General features: G+C 65.6%; 11 protein-coding genes. All 11 read right to left on the bottom strand.

Going from position 1 to position 26233, the window contains the following annotated elements:
- Positions 1 to 62: 62 nt before the first annotated feature.
- Positions 63 to 2078, bottom strand: coding sequence for a heme-binding protein (locus CHB74_RS00735; protein WP_089217686.1), 2016 nt, complete (start codon positions 2076 to 2078; stop codon positions 63 to 65).
- Positions 2078 to 3502: a multiheme c-type cytochrome gene (locus tag CHB74_RS00730; RefSeq protein WP_089217685.1), complete on the bottom strand. Its 1425-nt coding sequence runs from the start codon at positions 3500 to 3502 to the stop codon at positions 2078 to 2080. Before CHB74_RS00730 ends, CHB74_RS00735 begins: the two co-directional genes overlap by 1 nt.
- Positions 3503 to 3664: 162 nt before the next feature.
- A complete protein-coding gene (locus CHB74_RS00725; protein WP_089217684.1) occupies positions 3665 to 5101 on the bottom strand; it encodes an aldehyde dehydrogenase family protein in 1437 nt (478 codons plus the stop codon).
- 15 nt (positions 5102 to 5116) lie between these two features.
- Positions 5117 to 6766 (bottom strand): acetolactate synthase large subunit, encoded by a 1650-nt coding sequence (locus CHB74_RS00720; protein WP_089217683.1) that lies wholly within the window; start codon positions 6764 to 6766, stop codon positions 5117 to 5119.
- A 150-nt stretch (positions 6767 to 6916) separates the two neighbouring features.
- Complete coding sequence (cysS, locus tag CHB74_RS00715; RefSeq protein WP_089217975.1) at positions 6917 to 8449, bottom strand: cysteine--tRNA ligase; 1533 nt, start codon at positions 8447 to 8449, stop codon at positions 6917 to 6919.
- 80 nt (positions 8450 to 8529) lie between these two features.
- Positions 8530 to 18084 carry a beta strand repeat-containing protein gene (locus CHB74_RS00710; RefSeq protein WP_144033675.1) on the bottom strand — a complete coding sequence of 3185 codons (9555 nt, stop codon included), beginning with the start codon at positions 18082 to 18084 and terminating at the stop codon, positions 8530 to 8532.
- 52 nt (positions 18085 to 18136) lie between these two features.
- Complete coding sequence (locus tag CHB74_RS22690; protein ID WP_342746555.1) at positions 18137 to 19117, bottom strand: ShlB/FhaC/HecB family hemolysin secretion/activation protein; 981 nt, start codon at positions 19115 to 19117, stop codon at positions 18137 to 18139.
- Between the two features lie 125 nt (positions 19118 to 19242).
- Positions 19243 to 19908 carry a POTRA domain-containing protein gene (locus CHB74_RS22685; RefSeq protein WP_342746553.1) on the bottom strand — a complete coding sequence of 222 codons (666 nt, stop codon included), beginning with the start codon at positions 19906 to 19908 and terminating at the stop codon, positions 19243 to 19245.
- 329 nt (positions 19909 to 20237) lie between these two features.
- A complete protein-coding gene (locus tag CHB74_RS00700) occupies positions 20238 to 20939 on the bottom strand; it encodes a hypothetical protein (RefSeq protein ID WP_089217681.1) in 702 nt (233 codons plus the stop codon).
- A 34-nt stretch (positions 20940 to 20973) separates the two neighbouring features.
- Positions 20974 to 22941: an adenylate/guanylate cyclase domain-containing protein gene (locus CHB74_RS00695; RefSeq protein WP_245842524.1), complete on the bottom strand. Its 1968-nt coding sequence runs from the start codon at positions 22939 to 22941 to the stop codon at positions 20974 to 20976.
- 85 nt (positions 22942 to 23026) lie between these two features.
- Positions 23027 to 26065 (bottom strand): CHAT domain-containing protein, encoded by a 3039-nt coding sequence (locus tag CHB74_RS00690; protein ID WP_089217974.1) that lies wholly within the window; start codon positions 26063 to 26065, stop codon positions 23027 to 23029.
- Positions 26066 to 26233: the final 168 nt, after the last annotated feature.

Raw genomic sequence — 26233 nt, 5'->3', positions numbered from 1 at the left:
CGGGCCATGTCCGGTCATGATCACCGCGAGCTGCACCAACGGGGCGGAGAGTAGCGCCATCGCTATTTCCCCGAACAGACGTTCTGATCGGTGGTGTCGAGGAACGGCGCGAAGGGGCAGGCGATGTAGCGCAGCCGCACCTTCCGCCCGTCGCTCAACCCGATCTGGACCTGATCGGACCGTGATGCCGGGTCCGCATTGCCAATGCCGCCAACGCGGACACCGGCATTGTGCGTGCCCAGGAACGAGATCATGTCGTCCTGATCGATGCCGTCACCCGACACGCCGATCGCGCCGACGATGACGTTGCCGCGATAGATCGGCACGCTGCCCGGGAAGATCTGAATGCCGTTTTGAAGCCGGTTCTGGCCGGCTGCCGCATCGGGCGTGGCGGTGCAGCGGCGCGGTGTATCCGTAGCCGAGGCGCCCAGCACGAAGCCGACATGATCGAGGATATTCTGGATGATCAGCGCCGATTGCAGCCCGGTGTTGAACGGGCTCCACGACGCGAATTCGCGCGAGAAGGGGCCGGCCGCGCGACCGACTTCGCCATCCGGGAAATAGGGCCGCGACAGATTGCCGACCGTGCGATCGCCGAAGGCCAAGTCGCCCGTCAGGAATTGCGGGTCGTTGAAGAAGGTGCGGGCGCGCGCGACATTGCCCTGCACATCGGCCGAAGGATTGCCCAACAGATCGCCGGCCGCGTGCGGGCCCGAGAAGAAGGCGGCCGTGCGCGCCTTCTGCAAGGCGACATCGGTGCCGAAAATCGGGGCGTCGGGCGATCGCACGAGGCCGAGCGAGACGCCACGCGTATCCACCACCGTGATCGACACCTGCGCGCGGCTGTCGAGCGGCTGGCGGATCTGCGCGCGCGCGCGCGTCATGATGATAAACGCTTCTTCCAGAACGGCACGGACTTCGGCTGCCGTGAGCGGCTGGCTGACATCGCCATTATCGGTGCCGGCGCGGATGGGAAAGCGGTTGGCGCCCGACCCGTCCGTCAGGATGAAGGCGTCGGGATTGTTGATCGTGCTGCCCGAACTGCGCTCGGCGGCGGTTGAGGCGCGAACGCCGGAGGCTTCGCTGCCATAAGCCTGGCCGGCCTGAATGGTGCCGTTGAAATAGCCGTTGATCGGCAGAAGCTGGCCGATCGCAGCCGTATTGAGTTGCGCGAACGGGCGGGCCGCTGACGGCTGCTTGAGCAGGCCGGCAGCGGTGGCATCGGCATAGCGCAGCGAGGTGCCGTCGACCGTGATGCGGTTGGCGCGGATCGTTTCCGCCGGTTCGAAGCCCGACTGGCCGGCGATCGCGATAAACTCGTCCGCATCGGCATCGATATCGAGAATGTTCGCGTCATAGCTGTAGAGCGGATCGGACATGACACCGATGCCGCCGACCACGACACCATTTTTGTAGAGCGGCATTCCGCCCGGATCGGCAGCGAGGCCCAGCGGCGAGCGTTTCGGGCCGATGAAGCTGTCAGGCGAGGCGACGCCGTTGAAGCGCGCCGACAGATCGGAACAGGGAAGCTGGCTGAACTGAACCCCGAACAACGGGCCGCTTTCCAGCCCCACCGCATTCGGTGCCGGCGGGAAATGCTGCTGGACGATCTGGCTGGCGGTGCGGGTCGTAAAGGCATTGCCGCCCGACGAAAGATAGGCGCCGGTGATGGCCTTGGCGATCGCCGCTGCCGCAATGGCGCCATCGACGGGAACATTGAGCCCTTCGGCATCGCCGGCCGTAACCGGGCCACGTTCGGTGGGCGACTGGATGGTCAGTGTCAGCGGCGCGCCGGCCATCGCATAGACCGCAAGCACATTGCCCACACGATCGACGATCGAGATGACCGACGGCTTGTTGCGTGCGGCGGCCTCTTCGATCGCCTGTGCCAGAACCTTCTGGACGTCGGCCGTCGTCAACGCCTCCTGCGCCGGGACACCATAATAGCTGGTCGGCGTCGGCGTTGGGGTGGGTGTCGGCGTAGGCGTAGGCTGGTTGCTGTTCCCATCGCCGCCGCCGCAGGAGGCGAGGAGGAGGGACGCACCGCAGAGGAACGCGGTTACACGGCTACGCAACATCAGCGAAGGGCCCTTATGGCATTGGCGGCGCGGCCGAGCGCTGCGCGGAATTCGGCGGGGCGGAAGCTGTTCGGGTCGCGCACCGCCGCATAGGCCTGATTGATATCGCCCCGGATCGCGGCGGCCGAACCGGCGCCAACCTGACCCGAGTTGACGAGCGCGTTGAGCAGCGTGTCGGTCGCCATCACAGCCTGCACGCTGCCTTCATAATCGGTCAGCCGCGCCGTCACGGCGTTGGACGCAACGGCATCGACGATGGCGAAGGTTTGCGCGCGGCTGAATTCGGTCGCGGCGAAGCTGTTGGCCAACGCTTCTGCCGTGGCGCGCAGCTTGCCAGCCGCGCGCACCGCCGATGCCCGGTCGGTGGCCAGTGCGGCATGGAAGGCGCGGCTGTCCGCATCGAGGCGGCCGGCAAGCGCCGGGGCCGCCGCCCGCGCCGCCGCCGTGAGCATGATCATGTTTTCGTCGTTGAAGGCGGGCATGCCGGATGGGATCGGCCGTGCCGGATTGGCCACGGCCGTCGCCCGGAAGTTCGCGTCATCGGAAATCCTGCGATGGCAGGTGTGGCAATCGAAGAAATAGAATTCGGGGAAGATGCCGTCCTGCGCGATCTTCTGGTTCGAATAGAGCGAGAGCGCGCGATCGAGCGCGGAGGCCTGGCCCACCGCCCACATGCGGACATTGCTGATCTTGCCCTTGCGGCGGACATAATCGGCATCGTCGTCATGATGCTGTTGGAGGGTCGAAAAGAGATCGAGTTCGAACGACACGCGCGGATGGCCTGCGGCCATGATGCGGTGGTTGACGAACTGCCCGGGCCGATCGCTGCCGAAATGGCAATCCAGGCATTTGTCGGCGCGCGCACGCGGATTGGTCAGTGGGTAGAGGCCGGCGGCGACATTGCCCTGATGGGTGGCGCCGACCGCATAATGGCTGGAAATCCAGTTCTGCGAACCGCCATGGCAGGATTCGCAGCCCACGCCGTCCGAAAGCTGGAAACGCGGACCGATCTGGCCAGCCGACACAGGATCGGCATGGCAGCCGAGGCACATCGGCGCGCTGGTGGCGGAGCCGATGCCGAGCCGCTGGGCGATCGCCTGGCTGCGCGGTTCGCTCAACACGCGGAACGCGCGGCTGTGCGCGCCGGACGGAGAGGATTCTTCCTGCCAGCGCATCAGTTCGTCCTGGCGGACGACGGTGCCGTCATTTTCGCTGCGGCCGTGGCAGGTGGAGCCAGAGCAGGATGCTACGCCGAGGTGGATGGCATTGCTGCCGCGCGAAGCGGTGGACGCGACGGCGGGGGCGCCGCCTGCGGCACCGCTCAACCCAACCGCAAACAGGATCATCGCCATTGCGGCCAGCGCGGCAAAGCCGAGCATGCTGACCAGCCAAGCAGACCTGCCCGCCAACGTTCCCCCTAACATGGCGCTCCCTTGCCGGCCTGCGGCCGGATCGCTGTTCTTGCCCCTTGTGACGCGACCTTCTGTATTTTGTATGTATTTATGTTCTCTATTCGTAACCTAGGCAAGCCGCCAATGCGATAAATCCGCGATTTTGATCGATGAAGATCGCGGATTTACGGGCATTCACGGTGCGCGCCGGCGGATGACCAGATTTCTGATTTCGGTCATATCCTCCATGGCGAAACGAACGCCCTCGCGGCCCAAACCGGAGTCCTTGACGCCACCATAAGGCATGTTGTCGACGCGATAGCTCGGCACATCGTTCACCACGACCCCGCCGACATCGAGCCGGTCCCACGCATCGAGAACCTTGAAGATGTCGCGCGTGAAAACGCCGGCCTGCAGGCCGAACTTGCTGTCGTTGACGATATGGACGGCCTCATCCCAGTCCGAAAAGCGGATCAGGAAGGCGACGGGGCCGAATGCCTCTTCGATATTGAGCTTGGTGTCGCGCGCGACATTTTCCAGCAGCGTCGCTTCGAGCATCGCGCCGTCGCGCTTGCCACCGCAGAGCAGGGTGGCGCCCTTTGATGTCGCTTCCTGGATCCAGTTGTCGAGGCGCGTGGCTTCCTTCACGTCGATCATCGGGCCGACGAAGGTCGCTTCGTCATGCGGGTTCCCGGCGATGAGGGTTTTGGTTTTCGCCACCAGCTTGTCGCGAAACGCGTCGTAAACCTTGTCGTGAACAAGGATGCGCTGGACGCCGATGCAGGATTGGCCGGACTGGTAGAAGGCGCCGAATACGGTCCGGTCCACGGCATCATCGAGATCGGCGTCGGCATCGATAATCACCGCCGCATTGCCACCCAGTTCGAGCACGACCTTCTTCTTGCCGGCACGCGCTTTCAAATCCCAACCCACGTCGGGCGATCCGGTGAAGGACAGGAGCTTGAGCCGATCGTCGGTGGTGAAGAGATCGGCGCCGTCCCGGCTTGCCGGCAGGATCGAGAAGGCGCCCTTGGGCAGATCGGTTTCGGCCAGCACCTCGCCCATGATGATCGCGCCGAGCGGCGTGCGGCTGGCGGGCTTCATCACGAACGGACAACCCACCGCGATCGCGGGCGCGACCTTGTGGGCGGCCAGGTTGAGCGGAAAGTTGAAGGGGGAAATGAAGGAACAGGGGCCGATCGGCACGCGCTTCCAGATGCCTTGATAGCCGCGCGCGCGGGGCGATATGTCGAGCGGCTGGACCTCGCCGGTCATCCGCACGCTTTCTTCGGCCGCGATGCGGAAGGTATCGATCAGACGGCCGACTTCGCCACGGCTGTCCTTGATCGGCTTGCCGGCCTCGACGCACAGCGCATAAGCGAGTTCTTCGGCCCGTTCGCGGAAGCGATCGACGCAATGCTGGAGCACGGCCTGCCGTTCATAGGCCGCCATCTGCGCCATCGGCTCAGCCGCCGCCGTCGCGGCCGCAATGCCGGCCTCGATGGTGGTTGCGTCGGCAAGCGCTACCCTTGTCGCCACCTCTCCGGTGAACTTGTCGGTGACGGCAAGGTCCGTATTCGGCTGCCGGGCCTCGTTGGCGAGGTAGAGCGGGTAGGTGGGTTGCAACGGCATTGCGCGCCTTTCCAGTCAGAGCTTGCGGCTCAATTCCTTGATATCCTTGTTCAGGATCTGATCATTCTCGGAATAATCGACCGGGCAGTCGATCAGATGGACGCCGGGCGTATCGAGGCATTGCTTGAGCAACTGTGGCAGATGTTCGGCGCTTTCCACGCGGTGGCCTTTCGCCCCATAGCTTTCCGCATATTTCACGAAATCGGGGTTACCATAGGTGAGGCCCCAATCCTCGAACCCCATATTGGCCTGTTTCCAGCGGATCATGCCGTAGCTGCCGTCGTTCAGGATCAGCACGGTGATGTTCAGGCCAAGGCGGACCGCGGTTTCCATTTCCTGGCTGTTCATCATGAAGCCGCCATCGCCGCAGATCGCCATCACCTTGCGATCGGGATAGACCATGGCGGACGCCATGGCGGATGGCAGGCCGGCGCCCATCGTGGCGAGGGCGTTATCGAGCAGCACGGTATTGGGCTGGCGGGCGCAATAATTGCGCGCGAACCAGATCTTGTAGACGCCGTTGTCGAGGCAGATGATCCCGTTGGCGGGCATCGCCTCGCGGATCTTCTTGACGAGATAGGGCGGGAAGATCGGGAAGCGGGGATCGTCCTCGATCGACCGGCTATGTTCCAGTTCCGCCTTGCGGAAGCGCAGCATGGTATCGAAGTTCCAGCTGCCCGACGGAACGATGTCGTTCTTCATCTGCCAGAAGGCATTGGCGATGTCGCCGATCACCTCGATCTGGGGGAAATAGACCGGATCGACCTCGGCCGAACGCATCGACACATGGATCACTTCGGTGCCGCCATTCTGCATGAAGAAGGGCGGCTTTTCGATCACGTCATGGCCGACATTGACGATCAGATCGGCGGCCTCAACCGCACGGTGAACGAAATCGCCGGATGACAGCGCCGCGCAACCCAGGAACAGCGGATGATTTTCATCGATCACGCCCTTGCCGAGCTGGGTGGTGAGGAATGGAATGCCGGTCTTTTCGATGAACTGGAGGAGCATGCGCCCGGTGAGCTTGCGATTGGCGCCGGCGCCGATGACGAGGATCGGTGCCTTGGCCTTTTCCAGCTTTTCCACGGCGGCACGCACGGCCTTGGGCTCGGCCGAGGGGCGGCGGGCGAGACTGGGCTTGAGCGGACGGCTTTCGGTGTGTTCGTCAGCCACGTCTTCCGGAAATTCGAGATGGGTGGCGCCGGGTTTTTCCTCCTCGGCGAGGCGGATCGCCTCGCGGATGCGGCTGGGAATATTGTCGGCGCTGGCGAGCTGGTGGGTATATTTGGTGATTGGCCCCATCATCGACACGACATCGAGGATCTGGAACCGGCCCTGCTTGGATTTCTTGATGGGTTTCTGGCCCGTCACCATCAGGATCGGCATGCCACCCAATTGGGCATAAGCGGCCGCCGTGACGAAATTGGTGGCGCCGGGGCCGAGTGTTGCCAGGCAAACGCCCGTCTTACCCGTATGGCGGCCATAGGTCGCCGCCATGAAGCCGGCGCCCTGTTCGTGCCGGGTGAGGATGAGTTTGATCTTTTTCGACCGGCTGAGGCTATCCAGCATGTCGAGATTTTCCTCGCCGGGGACGCCGAAAATATATTCGACGCCTTCTTCCTCGAGGCATTGGATGAAAAGATCGGACGCCTTGATTGCCATGTCGCTCCCCCAAGCAGGGGTGTCGGCAACGCGCCGGCACTCCCGGAACCAGGACCAGTTTCGACGCGACCTTCTTGTTTTTTCAGTGCCTTTGCTACGGCATTTCCGATGTGTCGAACAGGCGTTTTATGGGGCAAAGAAGGTTAGTAATTACCCCAGCGACACCCGCCATTCCCAGCGCAGCGGATCACCGTCCATCAACTCGATGCCCTGCGTCGCCAGGGCGTCGCGGATCGCATCGGAACGGGCGAAGTCCTTTTCGGCGCGCGCGGCCTGCCGTTCCGCCAACTGAACTTCGACGTCTGCTTCGTCGATCTCCACGCCCACCGGCCGAACGCGCAGGTCCGCACGATCGAGCGTCAGCAGGCCGAGGCCGAGGACGAGATCGAAGGTAGCGACGAGGCGCAGGCGGATATCCGGCGACCACGCCTTTTTGGCGACGGCTTCCTCGATCAGCGGCAGCGCCTGCGGGATCATCAGGTCGCCCGAAATCGCCTCGTCGAAGCGCGCGATCAGTGCCACGGCATCCGCCGGCAGCCCCTGTTCGAGCACGCTGCGCTGATAAACGAGCGATGCCCCCTTGGTCATCCCGGCATCGGCCACGACACGCATCCACGAAAGATCGCCGGCCTTGTCGCGTAACTGGACGACCGAGATCAGCAGTCGCTTGAGCCGGGTGAGCGCCGCGCCAAGATTATCGGGGGAGAATTCCAGTTCCGACCGATAATGCGCCGACAGGCAGAGCAGCCGGTAGGCCAAGGGATGAACGCCGCGATCGACCAGCGATTGGAGCGTCGCGAAGCCGCCTTTCGACTTCGACATCTTGCCGCCGCGATCCACCAGGAAATTGTTGTGCATCCAGATGTTGGCGCCGGTTTTTGCCGTGCCGGTGAAAGCCTGGTTCTGCGCGATTTCGTTGCAATGATGGATTTCGCGATGGTCGATGCCGCCGGTGTGGATATCGAACTGCTCGCCAAGATATTTCATGCTCATCACCGAGCATTCGAGATGCCAGCCCGGTGCGCCCACACCCCAGGGCGAGGCCCACTCCATCTGGCGGGTGCTGTCGTCCGGCGATTTGCGCCAGATCGCAAAGTCGGCGGTGTTGCGCTTGCCCTCCACCGTCTCGATGCGTCCAACCGTCTCGTCGGGCCGCGCGCCCGCAAGCCGCCCATAATCGGGCACCTTGGTGACGTCGAAATAGAGCCCGCTGTCGAGCTCATAGGTCGCGCCAGCATCGGCAATCTGGCGGCCGAAGGCGATCATGTCCTGGATATGGTCGGTCGCGACGCTCCAGATCGTCGGCTGGAGAATGCCGAGCCGCGCGATGTCGTTCTTGAACGCATCGGTGTAAAACGCCGCGACCTCCCAGATGGTCTTGGCAGCGGCGCGCGCGGCAATCTCCATCTTGTCATCGCCTTCGTCCGCGTCGGACGTGAGGTGGCCGACATCGGTGATGTTGATGACGTGGGTGGCGTTCCAGCCCTTCCAGTTGATGACCCGGCGCAAGGTGTCGGTAAAGACGTAGGCGCGCAGATTGCCGAGATGGGCGAAGTTATAGACGGTCGGGCCGCACGAATAGAGCTTGGCCATTGCCGGATCGATCGGCGCGAACGTCTCGGTCGCGCGGGTGACGCTGTTGAACAGAACCAGCGGCTGGCCGGCAGGGGCGGTATGCGACATCGAACGGATCACCCGAAAAGCTTGAGCCCGTGAAGGGCAGGGGCGCTCCTAACCCATTCGGAGCGCCCGCGCCAATGCGATCATTGCGGTCGCGCCGGTTCCCCGTCGGCATCATCATCCTTGCGCGTCCCGGTCACCTGTTCGTCCAGATTTTCGTTGCGGGTGCCCGTCACCTGCTGGTCGACCGTCGCGGGATCCTTGTCGGCCTCATCCTCATCATCGCTGTCATTGCGGGTTCCGGTTACCTGCTGCTGGATATCGGTTCCGCCATCGACGCCGCCCGGCCCCATCCAAAGGTCCTCATTGCCGGATCCGGTGACAGGATCGTCGATCACCGGATCGCTGGTCAGCCCGCCCATATCGGCAAATTGGATGACGGGCTGGTTGAGGCTCTGGACGAGACCCGTTTCGCCATCGAAATCCTCGTCGGGATCGAGGGAGGCAATCACATCCTGTTGGGGCAGACCGATCTGGTCTGGCAGGTCAAAGCGGCAGCTCAGGCCGACGATCAGGCAACCATTGGCGGTGGAGCGCGGATTGAAACTCGCCATCGCCGCCGATCCCTGGCCGCGCAGGGTGAGGAGCGGGATCAGATCGGCGCCGCTTGCGAAGCTGCCATCGGCGCGCTGCTGGCGGCCGTTGATGACGATCTCGACCGGCGCGCCATCACCAAGGGTGGTGATGGTGACGCCGCCGCTGCCGACCGTGAAGCCACCGCGTTCAGCGGACGGGCGGCGATCGGTTCCGGTGTTCTGGATGTAGATGCCGCTGCTGGCACGGAATTCCATCGCCCCGGCCTGCAGGAAACCCGCTGCGTTGGAGATGCCGTCGTTGCGCGCCAGGCGTTCGTCGCGTGCGTCGATGCCCGTCAAATTCTGAATGTCGGCCCATGCTTGCGCGGTGCCGACGAAGACGGTGCCGGCATCAAGCACAAGCGCGCCGCCAAGCGCGCCCGCCGGGCCATTGAGGCGGATCGACCCGCCCGCCGACGTATCGACCATGATCCGGTCCGCCGCGCTCAGCGTCAGCCGGTCGGCATCCCCCGCGTCCGTCAGGATAATGGCATCGTTGACGAACAATGCGCCGCCCGACCGCAGCATGAGATCGCTGCCGAGAAGGTTGCGCCGGCGCGTGGCGCTGTCCCCACCTGCCGCGCCGATGATGTCCAGCCGTGCCACGGTGAGATCGCTGTCCGTGGTTGCGATGGTGATGTCGTGCGCGCTCAGGCGTGCGAACTCGTCATTCGACAAGGACCAGATGCCGCTGACGTCCGCCCCGCCGACCTGACTGTTCTGCGAGCCGATATTGGTCAGCGTGATGCTTTCGGTCTCGATACCGATGCGGGCCGGGCCTTCGCCGGCAACAATCGCGATATCGTGCGAGGCGATGCTGATCGTCGATGCTGAAATGTCGCCGCCGATGGTGGCCAGGCCCCGCGCGGTGACGGCAATGCCATTTCCGGCCTGTGTATCGATCAGTCGGGCATCGCCCGAGCCGTCGGTGCCGGCGTCGATCAGGATCGAGCCTTGCGCGGAAGCGCCGCTTATGTCGATCGAACCAGCGGCGGCAAGATCGATATCCCCGGCGCTGGCCCGGATGGCGCCCAGATTGAGATCGCCGAGACTGCGCAGGACGACCGAGGTGCCGAATGCGTCGATCTGGCCCACGGCGTTCAGGTTGGTGGCAACGCTGACGGCGCCGGCATCCGAACTCAGCGTCACATTGCCGCCGGTCACAATGGCGTCGAACGAAATGTCCCCGCGTGCCGCGACCGCGATATTGCCGAGGCCGTCCCCCCCATAGCCGGTTTCATCATCAAGGCCGAGGCCGGTGGTGGACGCGGTGTCGATCGACACGCTGTCGCCGCTGATGACGATGTCGTCACCGGCGCTCAGCGACGTGGCTGCGACAGCGCCCGTGGCATCGAGGCGGATGTCGTTGCCGGCGGAGGCTGTGCCGAGGTTGATCGTGCTGCCGGACGTGAGGGCGAGATGGCCGCGCGTAACTTCTGTCGTGCCGCTGATCGCGATGGGGCCGGCCACGGCAAGCCCACCGAATGTGGTGACATTGCCCTGCGCGTCGAGCGTGTCGATGCGATCGCCCACGCGCAACCCGGCGACCGCAAAGCTGCCATCGCCTAGGTAGAACTGGGCCGTGCCACCGGCGATCAGCGAAGCGCCCGGCGCGGAGATGCCGTTAGCCGAAGCGAGTTGCAGCAAGCCTCCCGGGCCCGTGCCACCGGTCAAAACAGCACCACCGATCAGGATGCTTCCGTCGATGGATTGGACCGTGAGCTGGCTGGTGCCCGTCACATCGGCATCGAGCGCGATATCGCCACGGGTGCGCAGGATGATGCGGTCGGCCGTGGTGGCGCCCGCGAGCCGGATGGCGGTTGGGGCGAAGCCGGTGACGTCGCCGATCGAGAGCGTGTCGGTGATCGTGACGGCGCCCAGACAGGCGATCCCTTGCTGGCACCCCGCTGACAATTGGCCTTGATCGTCGAGTTGCGAGGCGCCTGGAGCGGGGGCGCCGTCGATCTCCACGATCAGGCTGCGGCCGGCGATCGTGCCATTGCTGGCCTGGATCGCCTGCGCGGCAAGCAGCATCGGCCGTTGCCCGCCCGAAACCTGCCCGTCGATGATGATCGACGAAATATCGGCCGGGTCACGCGAATAGGCGATGGCCTGCCGACCCGCCGTAAGCTCCAATCCGGTTCCGGTGGGATCGGACGACGGATTTGTCGCCGCTTCAATCGATGACCCTGCGGCAAGCAGGACATCGTCACCGGCGGACAGGACGACACGGTTTTCGGATCGCACCGCCGCGCCGCCGGCAAGCCGGATATCGCCGCCCGCGGCCACCTGCACCCCGCTGCTGGCCTGCACGGTTCCGCGGATATTCACGTCGCCACGGTCGAGCGGCGCGCCGGGAATGTCCTGGCTGCCAGCACTTCCGGCGATCAGGCTGACGTTACCGTTGCTGGCGATGGCGTCACCCAGGCCAATGTCGCGTCCCGCCGTGACGGTGATGCCGCTCTGGCCGAGCAGGCTGTCGGCGGCGACATCGCGCTGGGCGGTGAGGCGGATCTCATCGGCCCGAACGACGGCGCCATTGTCGAACTGGACGTCGACGCCGGCGAAGAAGGAAGCGCTGCCTGCGCGGATCGTATCAGCCGGCACCGCCGTCTGGCCGGCGTGGCTGGAAGCGATCAACTGCCCGGAGAAGACGTTGAGATCGCCGCCAATCGTGATGACGCCGGCCCCGGCGCCGCGCAGATAGGCGAAGCCGCCGGCGCTGATCAGCGCCGAATTGGCCACGGCGATGGCGCCGCCATCGGCCAGGAGATCGATGGCCGAGACGGAAGCATCGGTCGCGCCTCCATCCGCGATTGCCGACAGTTGGTCAAAGCCGATCAGGCCCGAGCCACTGGCGCTTTGCTGGTGGATTTCGATGCGGCCAGCGGTGCCAAGCCCGCCTGTGGCGGATGCATCGAGCGATGTATCGAGAGCGGTGATCCGTCCTGCCGTCCCGCCGGGAAGGTCGCCGGTCGACAGACGGATCCGACCGCCCGTTCCCGAGCCCCCGGAACCGGCGGTGCCGGTGCCGCTATCGCCGCCAGTGCCGCGTGCGATCAGATCGAGTGCGCCGAGGGTGATCGAACCACCCGTCGCCGCCAGTTGGATGCTGCCGCCCAGGCCATTGCCGCCAGCACCACCGGCCGCGGCCGTCCCGGCGCTATCCGTTCCGCCGGAACCGCCGACACCGCCGGTGCCGCTGACGTCGACCCGCGTGGCGCCGTCAATCGCCAGCGCACCAGGGCCGACGGCGGCGATCATGGTGCCACCGGTGGCCAAGCCGCCGGCACCACCAGCGCCGGCAATCTGCCCGCTGGCGCCATTGCCGCCCGTTCCGCCAGATGCGGTCGCATCGAGGTCCAGGCCGGCAAGCGTGAGGCTTGCGCCATCACCGCTGACGCCGAGAAGGAGATTGCCGCCGGTCGCCGAACCGCCGGCCCCACCTGCGGCGGCGAGCGTCCCGCCACCGAGGGCCGCGCCGCCGCTGCCGCCGACAGCGCCGAGTGCGAGCGTGAGGGTCGGGAGGGAGAGGCTTTGCCCCGCGCCCGACAGGTTGATCGCGAATGATCCCCCGGTGGCGCCGCCGCCGGCTCCGCCGAAGCCGTCAAGGCTGCCATTACCGCCATTGCCGGCAAGCGCCGTGGCATCGACACTGAAACCGGACAGCAACGTGCCTTCGCCGACATTCAGCGCGAACGAGCCGCCTGCGCCATCACCGCCCGCACCGCCGTTGCCGCCAACGCCGGTGAAGCTGTTGGCGCCCGATTGGCCCGTGCCGGTGATATCGACCGTGATGGCGTTGTTCGTGGCGATCGAGCCCGCATCGAGCGCGAGCGTGACCGAACCGCCGATACCGCTACCGCCGCTTGCCGCCGTGAGATCGAGGCCCGTTATCGTTGCAAAGGGTTCGGGATCGAGCGCGCCGCCGCCCGTGCCGGATGCAACAAGCCTGATAGCCCCGGCGTCGATCGCCCCGGCCGCGCCCCCGGTTGTCGTGCTGGCGAGGGTGATCCCGCCGCCTGATCCGGTGCCGCCGATGCCGCCGGCGAATGCATCGCCGCCGCGTCCGGACGCATCGAGAGACAGGCCGTCACTGATGTCCAGCGTGCCGCCGGCCGTGATGGCGATGGTGCCGCCCACGCCGTCACCACCACTGGTGCCCGAGGTGCCGGCAGGATCGATGCTTGCCGATCCGCCGACGCCCGAGGCGAGGGCGGTCAGGGCGCCCGCACTGATCGCGGCCATCTGTGTCGCGGACGAACGGATATCGACCTGCACTGTCCCGCCGGCCCCCGTGGCGCCGGGCGCGGCAAGGAATGAATTGCCGCCGATGCCGCTGGCATCGAGCAGGAACAGGCCGGCATTGATCGTGCCGCCATCGGCCAAAATGCTCACCGTGCCGCCCTGGCCGAACCCGCCGGCAGGGCCGCCGGCACCGGTGCCGCTGGCGTTGAGATCGACATTGCCGCTGACGTTGAGCTGGCCGCCATTACGCACGGTAAGCGTTGCCGATCCGCCCGCCGCCGATCCGCCGGGCGCAAGGGCGCTGGCCGCACCGTTGAGGATGAGGCCGTCCGTCAGGTTGATCGTGGCGCCGTCGACAGTGAATGTCGCGTTGCCGCCGGTGACGGTTCCTTCACCAACGGCAAGCAGGCCCGCGCCCGCAGCCTGCGCCGAGAAGCCGCCATAACCTTCCTCGCCACCTTCGCCACCGATGGCGGATACCGTTGCGCCGGCATCGATGGTGAAGGCGCCAGCGGCATAGTTGATCGCCGCACCGCCGGATGCTTCGAAGGCCGCGGTTCCGCCGGTCACCGTCGGCGCGCCAGCGCTTCCCTGCCGGCTCGTCGCGCCGGCGGTGAACGTCAGGGATTGATTGATCGTCAGCCCGCCACCGGATGCAGCAATCCGCGCGAGGCCGCCGGTTGCATCGCCATAGCGGACAATGGAGTAGATGCCGCCGCCTTCCGCCGTGGCGCGCACCTGAAGCGTGTCGAACGTTGCGCTACCGGCGGCGAGCAGGAGTTCGGCGACACCGCCCGTGGCCGAGCCGCTGGAGGATGATGGGGCGCCAGTTTGCCCATATTCGCCAAATCCGCCGCGTGCGCCGGCATCGACCGTGGTGAAGCCGGACGAGAGGCTGCCATTCACGATCGAAAGCCGCGCAATGCCGCCAATGGCATCCGCGCCGTCACCACCGGTGGGTCGGGTCAGATCCGGCGCGCCGCTGCCGATGATATAGCCTGCATCGCCGCCGGTGCCGAACGCCGTTACGCGCAGATCGTTGGCATTGAAAATGGCACCATCGGTCAGCGTAATGCCGGCGCCGCCCGGCGCGCCGGCGGCCCCGCCGGCGATACCGCGCCCGCCATTGCCGGCGAACAGGCTGTCGTCGAAAGCCAGGCCGCCACGCCCACCGGCGGCATCGACCATGACCGAGGCGCTGTTGACCTGAACAAGCCCACCGGCGACGGACAGATTGGCTGTTCCGCCAGTTGCATCCCCGCCATTGCCGCCATTGAAGGCGCCGAGCCCGGTGATCTCGCCGTCGGCGCCGTTGCCGCCCGTTGCGCTGGCGTCGAGGTTGAGGCTGCTGACGGCCAGCGAGCCGCCGCCCAGAGCCACATCGACAACGCCGCCGATGGCCGCGCCGCCATTGCCGCCATAGCCGAATTCGCTGGCCGAACCGCCGGCTGCGAAGGCGCTAAAGGTGACGCCATAGCCCGATTCAATGCTGCCTTCGGCCGATCCGCCCGTCAAATCGACGTCGATCGTCCCCGCCATCGCCTGACCGCCATCGCCACCAAAGCGCCCCGTGCCGCCGAACGCGTTGGCCTGCACAAGCACGTTCAGCGTATCGACGATGCCATTGTCGGCAATGTCGATCGCGATCGAGCCGCCGTCGGCACGCCCGCCGCCGATGCCATCGCCACCCTGCGCGGAGGCAAGGATGGACAGGTTGTTGTCTGGCGTGAGCGAAGAGGCGCCGTTCAACGATATCTGGATGCTGCCGCCGGCCGCCGCACCACCGACGGCGACCGGAGTGTCGAATTCCGAAAGGCCGGAACCGCCGAAGCCCGACGCTTCCAAGTTCATGCCGCCCGACGATGTGAAACTTCCGTCGTTCAGGCTCAGGGCCAGCGTGCCACCGCGTCCCGCGCCGGCCGTTGCATTGTCGTCGTCGGCCCCGACGCCACCTGAGCCGTTGGCACTGAAGCGCGGCGAAGCGAAGCCGGTTACGGAAAGCGAGCCCGACGTGATCGCCACGTCGATGCGCCCGCCCGTGCCATCGCCCGCAATAGCCTTGCGACCGCCCTGGCCCTCCGCGTAAATTTCCAGCCCGCCATTGATGGTCACGCTGCTGTTGGAGAGGTTCAACTCGGCAAAGCCGCCTGTCGCATCGCCGCCCGTGCCGGGCGCCGAAAAGGCGGTATCGCCGCCACCGATGGCGCTGGCATCGAGAATGAGCGTCTGGAGCCCAAGATCTCCACCCGTTGCCATCAGCGACGCATTGCCACCCGTGGCATTGCCGCCGGTGGAGCCCGGCGCAAAAGCGCCGCCGCCGAGCGCGACCGCAGAGATGGTTACATCGCCAAGCGTGACGCTGCCCGTGCCCGCCTTCGAGATGATGGCGCGGCCGCCGGTGGCATTGCCGCCCCGCGACGCGCCATCCGAGGCAATCGCATCGGCGCGCACGGATGCCGCCGCCAATGTCGCGCTGCCATTGGCGGTGAAGATGAGCTCGGCGCCGCCCGTGCCCGAGACGCCGCCCATCGCGTCCGCCCCGGCGCCATCGTTGCCGGAAGCCGAGATGCCGGCCGCGCCGGCCAATCCGTTTGCCGAGATGTCGATGGAGGATCCACCAAAGGCTCCGCCGATCGTGACCGAGGCATTGCCGCCGCGTCCCGCGCCGGCATCGCCCGCGTCGGGGCTTGGGCCACCATAGCCGATTTCGCCATAGCCGATTTCGAAGCCGTCACCGCCGATGCCGCCTTCGCCCACGGCGATGGCATTCAGCCCCGCCGCGTTGAGCGTGCCGCCGTTCAAGGCAATGATTGCCACGCCGCCGGTGCCGCTTCCGCCGCTTCCACCGCGCACGCCTGATTGGTCGGATTCGAGCGCGTTGGCGCCGCGCCCCGATGCATCGACCGTCAGATTGGCCGCGGCGACGATGCCATCATTCTGGGTGTAGCGCGCCGTGCCGCCGGTGCCTGCGCCGCCATTGATGCCGTCGCCCGATCCGTCGGTGCCGTCACCGCCACCCGAACCGGTTGCCGAGATCCGAATGGCTCCATCGATCGCGATATCACTGATGCTGCCCGAGATCGTGACGCTGGCGCTGCCGCCCGTACCATTGCCACCAACGGTAACGCCGGCGCCCCCGCCATTGCCGGCGGCACTGACGAGGAGACTACTGGCCGTTACCGACGTGTCGGCCAGCACGACGGAAGCGGTGCCGCCGAAGCCGTCCGCACCGCCCGCAGCGCCGCCGGCGGAACCGTCGGCGGAAATGGAGATCACATCCGGTATGCCGTCGACATCGCGCACGGTTAGCGACGCGCCGTTCATGGCGAGCGATGCATCGCCACCGCGCGCAGTGCCTGTGCTGCTGCTCGCGTCCGCGTGGATGTCGAGGCGGGTGAAGGACAGGCTGGCGCCGGGATCGCCCGAGACGCGGGCGAAGCCAGCCTGGCTGTTGCCGACGACGAACTGGCTGGCATCGACAAAGGTATCGCGATCGACATCGATCGTCGCGCCGCTGCCTGCCTCGATGGCGGCCGTGCCGCGGATGGCAGCGCCGGCATCATCGAGATTGCGCGTCAGTACGGTGAGCGCGCCGGCAATGTCTGCTGTTTCGCCCGAGCGCGCGTGAAGCATCGCCGTATTGCCGGCGATCAGCGTCAGGTCTTCGTTGAACGTCAGATTGCCCTGCGCCACCGCGTTGGTCCGGCCATAAGCGGTGGTGCGCGAGGTGAAATCGCCGCCGGTGATCGTCACGTTCGCGCCGACGCCGCTTGCCGGGCCATCGGTGGCGACGCCCGCAGAACTGAGGTTAGAGCCGGCCGAAAGGACCACGACGCCATTTTCCTGCCGGGCCTGGACGGCATCATAGCCGACATCGCCGCCCACCAGCATCGTGATCGCGACATTCTTCGGTATGGCAACCATGTAGATTGCCTGACGATCGGTTCCCGGATCGGATGATGCCGGCCCCCCGGTGGAGCCGGTATGTTCCAGCGTTACGTTGTCGCCGGGCGTGCCCGCAGCGACATTGCTGCCACTTTGGACCTGAATATCGAACAGGCTGCCCGCGATGGTGATGCGCGCCTGTTCGGCCGCGACATAGGCGGCGGAGCCGTTGACGCGCACCGCGCCACCCTGCCGGATGCGCGGCGCGACCATGGCGACATAGGAATTGGTCGTGAGCGACGAATCATATTGGGCGTCGATCGCGGCACCGGGCTGGATCGTGATGGCGGCGCGGCTGTTATCCGCCGAGCCGAAATTGTAGATGCCGTTGCCCGACAGGAATTCCGCATCGCTGAGGTTGCGGGTGGTGAGCAGCAGGCTGCCGACGTTGATCGACGCGTTCGCACCGACGATCAGCCCATCGGGGCTGTAGAACCACACCGCGCCGCCACGGGCTCCGCCCGTCGACCCCATATAGCTGTTGATATTGCCATCCAGCAGGACCGAACGGCCGGCTGCGGACCCCGTCGGCACGATGCGGTTGAGGACGGTGTAATCGCCGCCGGAGCTTTCGAAATTGGCCGTGGTGCCCGAACCCTGGAATTGGATCGGCGTGCCGGCGGCGGCGGTATCGGTTGGCGTCCAGTTGATGATCGCGGTGGGGGACGTGACGGTGACGGTCGTGACACCGGGCACGCCCTGGTTGATGGTCGCGCTGCCTGCCGCGACGTTGCCGGCGCCCTGAAAGGACTGCGCGGCCGCAGGGTGATGGCCCCACGCCGCCATGGCCGCCGCCACGGCGCAGGTGGAAAGGAGAGGGCGGCGCAACCGCTTGATCGCCATGGTGGGCGGGGGGACCGTGCCGGACATACTCAACCTCTCGAGCCTTCGAACCTGTTACGTCTTCGTTCGCCTGCGCCGTTTACTGCAGCCAGGGATATAGTCGTGTCGTTAGCGAAACGAGCAGCCGCGCGTCCGGCTTGCGCATGACAAGGCCTTGCGCGCTTGCGGCTGGTATCTTTTCGAGCCCCTTGGCCAGCGTCATGTCCAGTCGCGCGCGATCGCCATAAACGAGCCGGACGCCCCCGCCGATCGACGACAGTTCCTGCGGATCGGATACGAGCGGCTGGACCGGCTGGTTGCGGTTCCACACCCATGCCTTGTCGAAGAAGATGAAGGGCTGGAACGCCAGATCGTCGCGCGCATTGGGGGCCATGCGGCCGGCACGGACCTCGGCCTGAAAGCCGATGCCGGTATCGCCGATCACCGCGCCCGGATCATAGCCACGGCCGACGGTGTAATTGCCACCCGAGAACTCTTCGTAGCTCAGCAGTGCGCTGCGCGTGTATTGGGCGCGGGGCGCCAGCGTGAAAGCCAGCTTGGGGATCGGCCGATATTCGCCAATGCCGCTGAACCGGACGAGGGCGGCCGTGGGATCGGCCTCCACCCGGCTCGGCGGAACCGCGCCGTTGATGAAGCAGCGCAGATAGGGCCGTGCGCCGCAACCATTGCTGGCATCGAAAATATCGAGGCCGAAACGATATTCGAGCGAACCGGCAAATCGCCATTGGGGTTCGCCGGCACTGTAACCGGCCAGGCTCGCCAGGCTCGACCGATCGATCATGTCGAAATCGATGCGGCCGTAGAGCACGCGAAGATGATCGCGGGTCAGCGGAACGAAACCGCCTGATCGGCCGAAACGGACATTCTGGTCGATATATTCGAAGCCCAGGGCCGCGCGGACATTCGCATCCTGACGGCGCAGCACTGGATAGCCCAGTTCCAGCCCGGCGACCATGGTTTCAGATTTGATGCGCCCATTGGCCGGATCACCGAGATCGGGTTTCGACCAGGCGTTGGTGAACCGCGCGCCGAGCGTGAGCCCTTCGCTGCCCAGCCGCATATCGTAGCCGAGTTGGAGGACGCGTTGTTCGTCCCACTCGGGCGTGGCGTAAAAGCCGACCGTCGCGCGGTCGCCGAGGCCGAGCAGGTCGTAAAATTCGCCGCGCAGCTGGCCACCCCAGCGGCCTACCTGATGCGACCCGAATTCTGCACGCTGGCATCGATGACGAACGGCGTTTTCTGGACGGAAACCTCGCCGATCACCTCGCCGGGCGCCGTGCCGGCGGGCCGCAGCATCAGCCGCACGTCGAAGCCCGGCAGATCACGGGCGAGGAGAAGGTAGCGCTCCGCGTCCTTCTCGTTAAAGACCTCCTGGCCTTTCAGTTCTTCAAGATAGCCGGCGATCAGCTTTTCCGCCCGCCCGGCATCGCCGCGCACCTGAATGGCGACCAGCTTGGCCATCAGTACGTCGAAATGGACGACGCCGTTTTCGATGCGCTGCGCTGGCACCTGAACCGCCGCGAGATAACCGGCGCGACGCAGGATCGTCGCCGCCGCATCGCGTATTTCGCAGACCGTGGCGATCGGCACCGATTTCCCGAGATGGGCTTCGTAGGCAGGGCGCAGCACTTCCGGCGCGACGACGCGGAGATTGTCGAACTGCACTGCCGACACCGTGATCGCGATATCCTTGAAGCGTGCATCAGCAAGCGGGCAGGGCGCCCGCTCGACACCGCCCTCCACCGTCAACCGGGATGGCGCACGTTCAATCGGCGCCACGGGCGGGCGGTTGATCTCCTCGCGGGTCGGGGCGACGACCTGAGCGTCTGCCGGCGTTGTCGCGACCAGCATCGCGATCGCAATAAGGGATCCGCCAGATCCACCAATGGCCTTCATTCGTGCCCCCTTGCGGCCCCTTTAGTGCGACGACCGCATAAGGCCGCCTGCGACCGAGCTACTTTCCGCCCGGCCCACCATCATTTCGCTTAATATCGAACACCCGCGAGCGGGTGCGCTGTATCGCCTGTCGGCTTCACAAGGCCGAAAAGCCGGTCCCGCGCGAGCCTGCACCTCCGCGACCCGGAAGGTGCGTCGGGTGGAATTTTCTTCCATCCCGCACAAGGGCTTAAATACCAGTCCGGCGCCGCCAGTTCAAGCTGCGCCGGGCTGGGTTTCGCGCTTCAGCTCGCCGGGGAATCCGGGATGGCCACGGTTTCGATCAGCAGATCCAGCTGGGCATCGCAGCCCTTGGTGATCAGCTTCGAGGCCATGTCCTCAAGCCCCGCCGTGTTGGCGCCCATCAGCGCGAAACGCAGCTCGCTCTGGGCGTTCTGGCCCTGCCAGCTCACCTTGTAGCGCGCGCCTTCGGTGACAGGCAGGGAAGCCGGCCAGGGCTTTTGCGATTGGCCGATCGACCATTGCACGACCTCGCTCTTGCCGCTGCCGGCATCGGTGAGCGTGGCGCTGGTGGCTTCGCCGCCATTGGCCCGCCACATCGTGATCGCCGTGGGATCGGCGACGCAGACGGTTGCCGAACGCTCGACATCGACGAACCAGATGTTCGGGTTGCGGACGGCCGTCGGGGCCGGCGGCGGCGTGACGCCACGCGTGGCCCCGGGGCGCGCCCTGCGGCTCGAAACCTGGGCGAACGTTTCGCGCGAGTCGCTCGCCTGATTGGAGGAGACGGTCGGGCTGAACGTGCCTGGCCCCTTCAACGTGCGCGTGCCCTTGCTGTCGAGGATCACGACCTGATCGCCTGCCCGCAGCGCGATCTGGCTATTATCCGCAAGCTGCTTGCCGGCGGGATAGGCCTTGGCCGAAGGCCCGCTCGAACGCACAACCAGCGTCGCGGCGGAAGCCGCCGTGCCGACGCTCGCGATCATCAGCGCCGCAACGGCCGCCGACGGCTTAAAAACATCAATCCAAGACAAAGCTTCCTCCCGGTCCCACTTCGTGCAGACGGTATACCAGATTGGCGATGGCCGCATCCTCCGGATGGTCTGACGCATAGCTTTCAAGTTCTTCCAAAGCAGTTTTGTCACCATTGTCGAACCGCTCCACCAAAGCTGTGAGACGCGTCACATCCGCTTCGGGCAGGTGCGGCACAGGTTCATATACGGCGAAAGGGGTCGATCGGCCGCGTACGGCCACGCGGCCCATGGGGCGAAAGTGCGAGAAGGTCGATCTTTTGGCGACCGTTTCGCTGACAAGAACGGTTGTTTTCAACTGCTTGTTGGCGCTTTCCAGCCGGGCCGCGGCGTTCATGCTGTCGCCGAGCGCGGTATATTGGATGCGACCTTCGCCGCCAAAATTGCCGACGATCGCTTCGCCGAAATGCAGCCCGACGCGTGTGCAACCGATCGGCGGCACGCCATCGGGCGCCGAACGACGAAAGGCTTCGCCTGCTTCATACATCGCAATTGCGGCTTCGACCGCGCGATCCGGATCGTCCACCCGTGAGATCGGCGCACCCCAGAAAGCGACGACGGCGTCGCCGACGAACTTGTCGATCGTGCCGCCATGGCGGAGCACGGTTTCGCTCAACATGTCGAGATAACGGTTGAGCAGGAACGCCACCATTTCCGGCGCGATCGCGTGGCTGAGCTTGGTGAACCCCTCGAGATCGGTGAACAGTGCGTAGATTTCCCGTTTTTCGCCGTGCAGCGCAAGGCGATCGGGATCGCGCATGATCAGGTTCGCGACGTCGCGAGGCAGATATTTGCCGAGCGCGGACTGCGCGAAACGGCGCTGCTCCGATCCGACGGCACGCGCTGCGGTTCCGACGGCGGCGAAGGCGATGAACCAGCCCGCCACCCATCCGAACACCGGCAGATATTGGGTGTCCACATCACGCGCCTGCGCCCAATAGGGGATCAGCAGGATGATCGCGATCTGGGCGAGCAGGATCAGCCCAAGCAGCCATGGCCGCACATCGAGCATCGCCGTCAACGCGCCGGCCAGGACCACCAGAATGGCGGCGGCCCAGAGCATCGAGGGCGATACTGCCTTGAACATCGCCCCATCGAGCAATTGGGCGAGCATATGGGCATGCACTTCAAGCCCGATGGTGGTGCCGCCCTGAACCCGTGTGGCCGGCGTCTCGAACTGATCGACATCGAAGATATCGCCGCCGATCAGCACGTAACGGCCCGCGATCTGATCGCGCAACGCTTCCGCCGGGAAATCGCCGGTGAAAAGCTGGATCGGCAGTTTGGCGAAGACGGGGCGCTCGGGATCGGCCGGATAGCGGAAGCGAATGGCGCCGATATACTGGCGGAACTCCGGGTGAACGGGGGTGAGGGCGTTCGACAATAGCGCAGGCAGGCTCGTCGGCTGATTGGGCCAACTGCGGATCACATTATCGGTCAGGTCGGATTCGAAAAGCACGCTGGCGGGCTTCACCGCGCCGCCGGCGATGGATTGCTGAAAGGCGCGGAGGAACTCCTCCTGCCCATATTCCACGAAATCGGGATTTGTTTCCGCGGATACGAAGGCAAGATAGGTTGGTGTGCGGAGCGCCTTGAAGGCGTCGACGAGTTGCTGGTCTTCGGGTGTGGCCTGATCGATCAGAATATCGATGCCGATGCCCTTCGCCCCGAGCGTGTCGAGCTTGGCCAGTGCCTTGGCCAGCGTCACGCGATCAAGGGGGGAGCGGCGGCCGGTTTCGATCAACGTCTGATCGTTGAACACGACCATGACGATCCGGTCGTCCTGGGCGACACGCGGTGCCATCGATGTCGAACGGACGTCGTAGAGCATCCGCTCGATGTCCGCCGCGATCGGCACCCGTTCCCAGCTGTAGCGCGCGATGAACAGCGCCAGGGCGAGGAACAGGAATGTGATCGCCAGCCGCCATGGCCCGACCTTGCGCCACGTTTGGTGCATACGCGTCCGCAGCCCCCGCGCGGATCGTGTCAGTTTTTCGGTCGCCCCGGCCGAAACCTGTTCTGCCCCCGTCGCCATCGAACGCTCAGCGCGCCTTGAGCACGGGTTGCGCACCATCGCCGATGATCACGAAATCGGCCCAATAATATGGGTGCGAGGTCGCGGCGTCCGCCATCAGCATGGATTGGCCCTTGCGCAAGGCGCCGGCAACCGACGTGCCGGGCTTCGCCTCGTAAAGGCTGGCGATCAGACGCTCCGTTGCCTGAAAATCGTCCGGCGCGGGCCAGTGGCTGGCCAGCACCGATCGTCCGCCGGCGCCGATGAAGGCGCGCACGAGACCATCGAGCGCATTGCCCCCGCCGCTGGTGATCCCGGCCTCGCGCGTCGCGGCAACGGTCGCCTTGCCGGCCGTATCGCAGGCCGAGAGGATGACGAGATCCGCATCGAGGCGGAGATCGTAAATCTCCTTGAAGGTCAGCAACCCATCTGACTGGGCGCCGCCGAACGAGGTGAGCAATGCCGGGCGAGCGGGGCATTCCGGGCGCGGCGCGGTGACCAGCCCATGCGTGGCGAAGTGCAGGATGCGATACTGATTGAGGTCGGCCTTGGCGAGCACGGCGGTGTCGGTGAAATCGGCGCCCGTGATCACGGCGGACTGTCCGCCGCCGATGATGGCTTCGGCCGTCTTGAGTTCGGTTGCCTTGATCGGCGCATTCCAGGCATCGAGCGGCCAATCGCAATTGATCGCCCCTTCTGACGAGACGCTGCGGCTGGACGTCAGCTGGACGAACGGATTGACCGGCGCATTCTGGCCGAGGCCCAGAAACTCGTGCTTGGCAGCGGACGGGGCCGCACCGCGCACGTCGCGGAAAGCGCGCGGCGAGACGGCCGTGCTGATCTCGGCCTTGCGCGCCAGCCAGGCGACGCCGCGAAAATCGAAGTCATCGGCCTTGGGCTGTTTCAGACGGGCATAATATGAGTCGACGCCAGCCTGCTCCGTGACCAGCAAGGCCGGTGGCAGGCGGAGCATTCCACCCGCAGGTTCGAAGACGAGATGGTCCACGCCGGCCAGTCGGCCGTCGATCGGCGCCATCAGTTCCAGATAGAGTTCCCGCGCGAGCTTGAGGTCGAAGGGATAGGTCAGCCGTTCGCCATTTTCCTCGACCGAGATGGTCTGGCGGAGCGCATCGACCTTGCGATCGAGATCTGCCTCGCTGAGACCCGCGCGATAGGCTGTCGCGTCCGTGGGTGTTGCCCAGATGCCGTAAACCGCGTTGTTCACGACCACGAGCTTCAGATAGGCCTCGTTGGGGCGAAGCGCCTTTTGCAACTCGCCAAGCGTCATGGCCTGGGTGGAAACCGCGCGGTAGCGTGGATATTCGCCGAGCCGGGCCTGCGTTGCGACCTGATCCGCCTCCAGCGCGCGAATGTCTTCCTGCAGGCTGGCCATCCTGGCCTGATCGTCCGCTGTCGGCGCGGGAAGCGACGCGAGGCGGGCATATTCGATCCGGCCACGTTCGATATCGCGGGTCAGCGTCACCGATTGGCGGAACAGCCGCGAAGCCTCGTCGCTGCCGCCGCTCAGTTCCCTTGCCAGCACCGCCTGTGTGTCGGCCACACCTGGTCGCACGAGCGTTTCGCTGGCCAGGAAGAAATCTTCCACGAGCTTCGGCTGCTGCGCGATCATCCCGGCGAGCAGCTGGAAATAGGGGCCGAGCAGATTTTCGAAACCGGCCGTCGTGCCGCCATTCTGCGTCACGGAGGCGATCACGTCGCGATAGAGCGCGATCGAGGCGTCATTCTGGCCGCGACGGGCGAGATAGGCAGCCAAACGCGCCTCTGCGGCGGCAACGGCGATCGAGCGAGGATATTCGGCCTTGAGCAGTGCCAGCCCGTCGCGCAGCAGTCCCTCTGCCTCGCCGAAATTGCCGGCGCCCTCGGCCACCGCCGACAATTCCGCCATCGTCTGGGCGCGAAGGCGTGTGATCGATGATACGCGCCCTTCGCGGATCGCAGTCAACTGGGCGAGCGTGGTCAGGAAGGCTTGCCGGGCAGGGGCCGGCTGGCCGCTGAGGCGCATCACCGTGCCACGCAATTGCAGCCCCTGCGCGTCGAGGATTGCGGCTTTCTCGGCGACGGTCAGCGTGCTCGTCTCGGCACCACCAAGCTGGCGGACAAGGGGCGCCCCGCTGTTGAGTTCGGCCGCCGCATCGGCGTCGATCACACTTGCCTCGGCCGCTGCCGCATCGCGCCTGACCGGGGCGATCGGCCGATCCAGCTCCGCACTGGCCGCGTCCAGCTTGCGCTGGTTGATCAGGTGCATCGCCAGGAAGTTGCGCCTGAGGCGAAGCTGCACCGGGTCGGCAGTCGGGATCGTGCTGGCCTGCGCGAACAACGCGTCGGCCTCGGCGAACTCGCCAAGGTTCGACTTCTGCAGCGCACGATTGATGACATACTCGCCCAGCGCCGCCTGACTGACCTTGCCGCCATCGGCCCGCTGGAGAAGGGCGTCAAAGAACTCCGCCGCTTCGGCATAAGAGCCGCTGTTGTTTCGACGATATCCTTCCGCCAGCGCGCTTTCGAAATCGAGCGTGCCGGCCTGCACCCGGGCGAAGGCGGCAGGATCGGAAACGGCGGTCGTCGCGACGTCGACAGTGCCGGGAATGATCCTGTCGGTGGCGATCGTGCGCAGGCCAAGTGTCAGCGCGCTGTCATAGCCGGCCAAACCCTCGGCCACGTAGAGCGTCTTGCCGCGAATGGCGGAATAGACGCGATAATCAACGTCGTTACCCTTCAGCCGGCAATCGGTGATCGAAACCGGGCCGATGCTTTCCAGCGTTGTCTGTCCGGTAGGCGCGCCACAATCGGTTCTCTGGTTGCGGATCTGCTGCAGACGTTCGACAGGCGTGCCTTCATTGGTGCGCAGCGCGTAGATGCGACCGATAGGAGTGGCGGCGTCGCGGCAGACGATCGCATAAGCCCTGTCGAACATGCCGGCGATTGCCGGGTCGATGGCCGTGGATTGTACCTGGCAAAGAACGCCTTGTTCGCCGCCCAGGCGAAAACTGTCCTGCAGGCTTGGGCGGTCGGCTTGAGCGGCATGGGCCGGTGGCGCGAACGACATGATTGCCGCGCCCAAAATCAGGGCCAGTTTGATCCCACGCAAGCTCCGCAATGTCGTCTCCCACCCCGTCAGGATCGCATGGGCGCACAGGGAAGTGCCCATACGAGATTACGGATTTGCCCGACCGCGGGTTGCGAATCCGATCCGTTTGCGATGCGGCGCGACCCT

This window comes from Edaphosphingomonas laterariae, assembly GCF_900188165.1.
Lineage (GTDB): Bacteria > Pseudomonadota > Alphaproteobacteria > Sphingomonadales > Sphingomonadaceae > Sphingomonas_E > Sphingomonas_E laterariae.
This window is presented reverse-complemented; position numbering and strand designations above follow the sequence as displayed.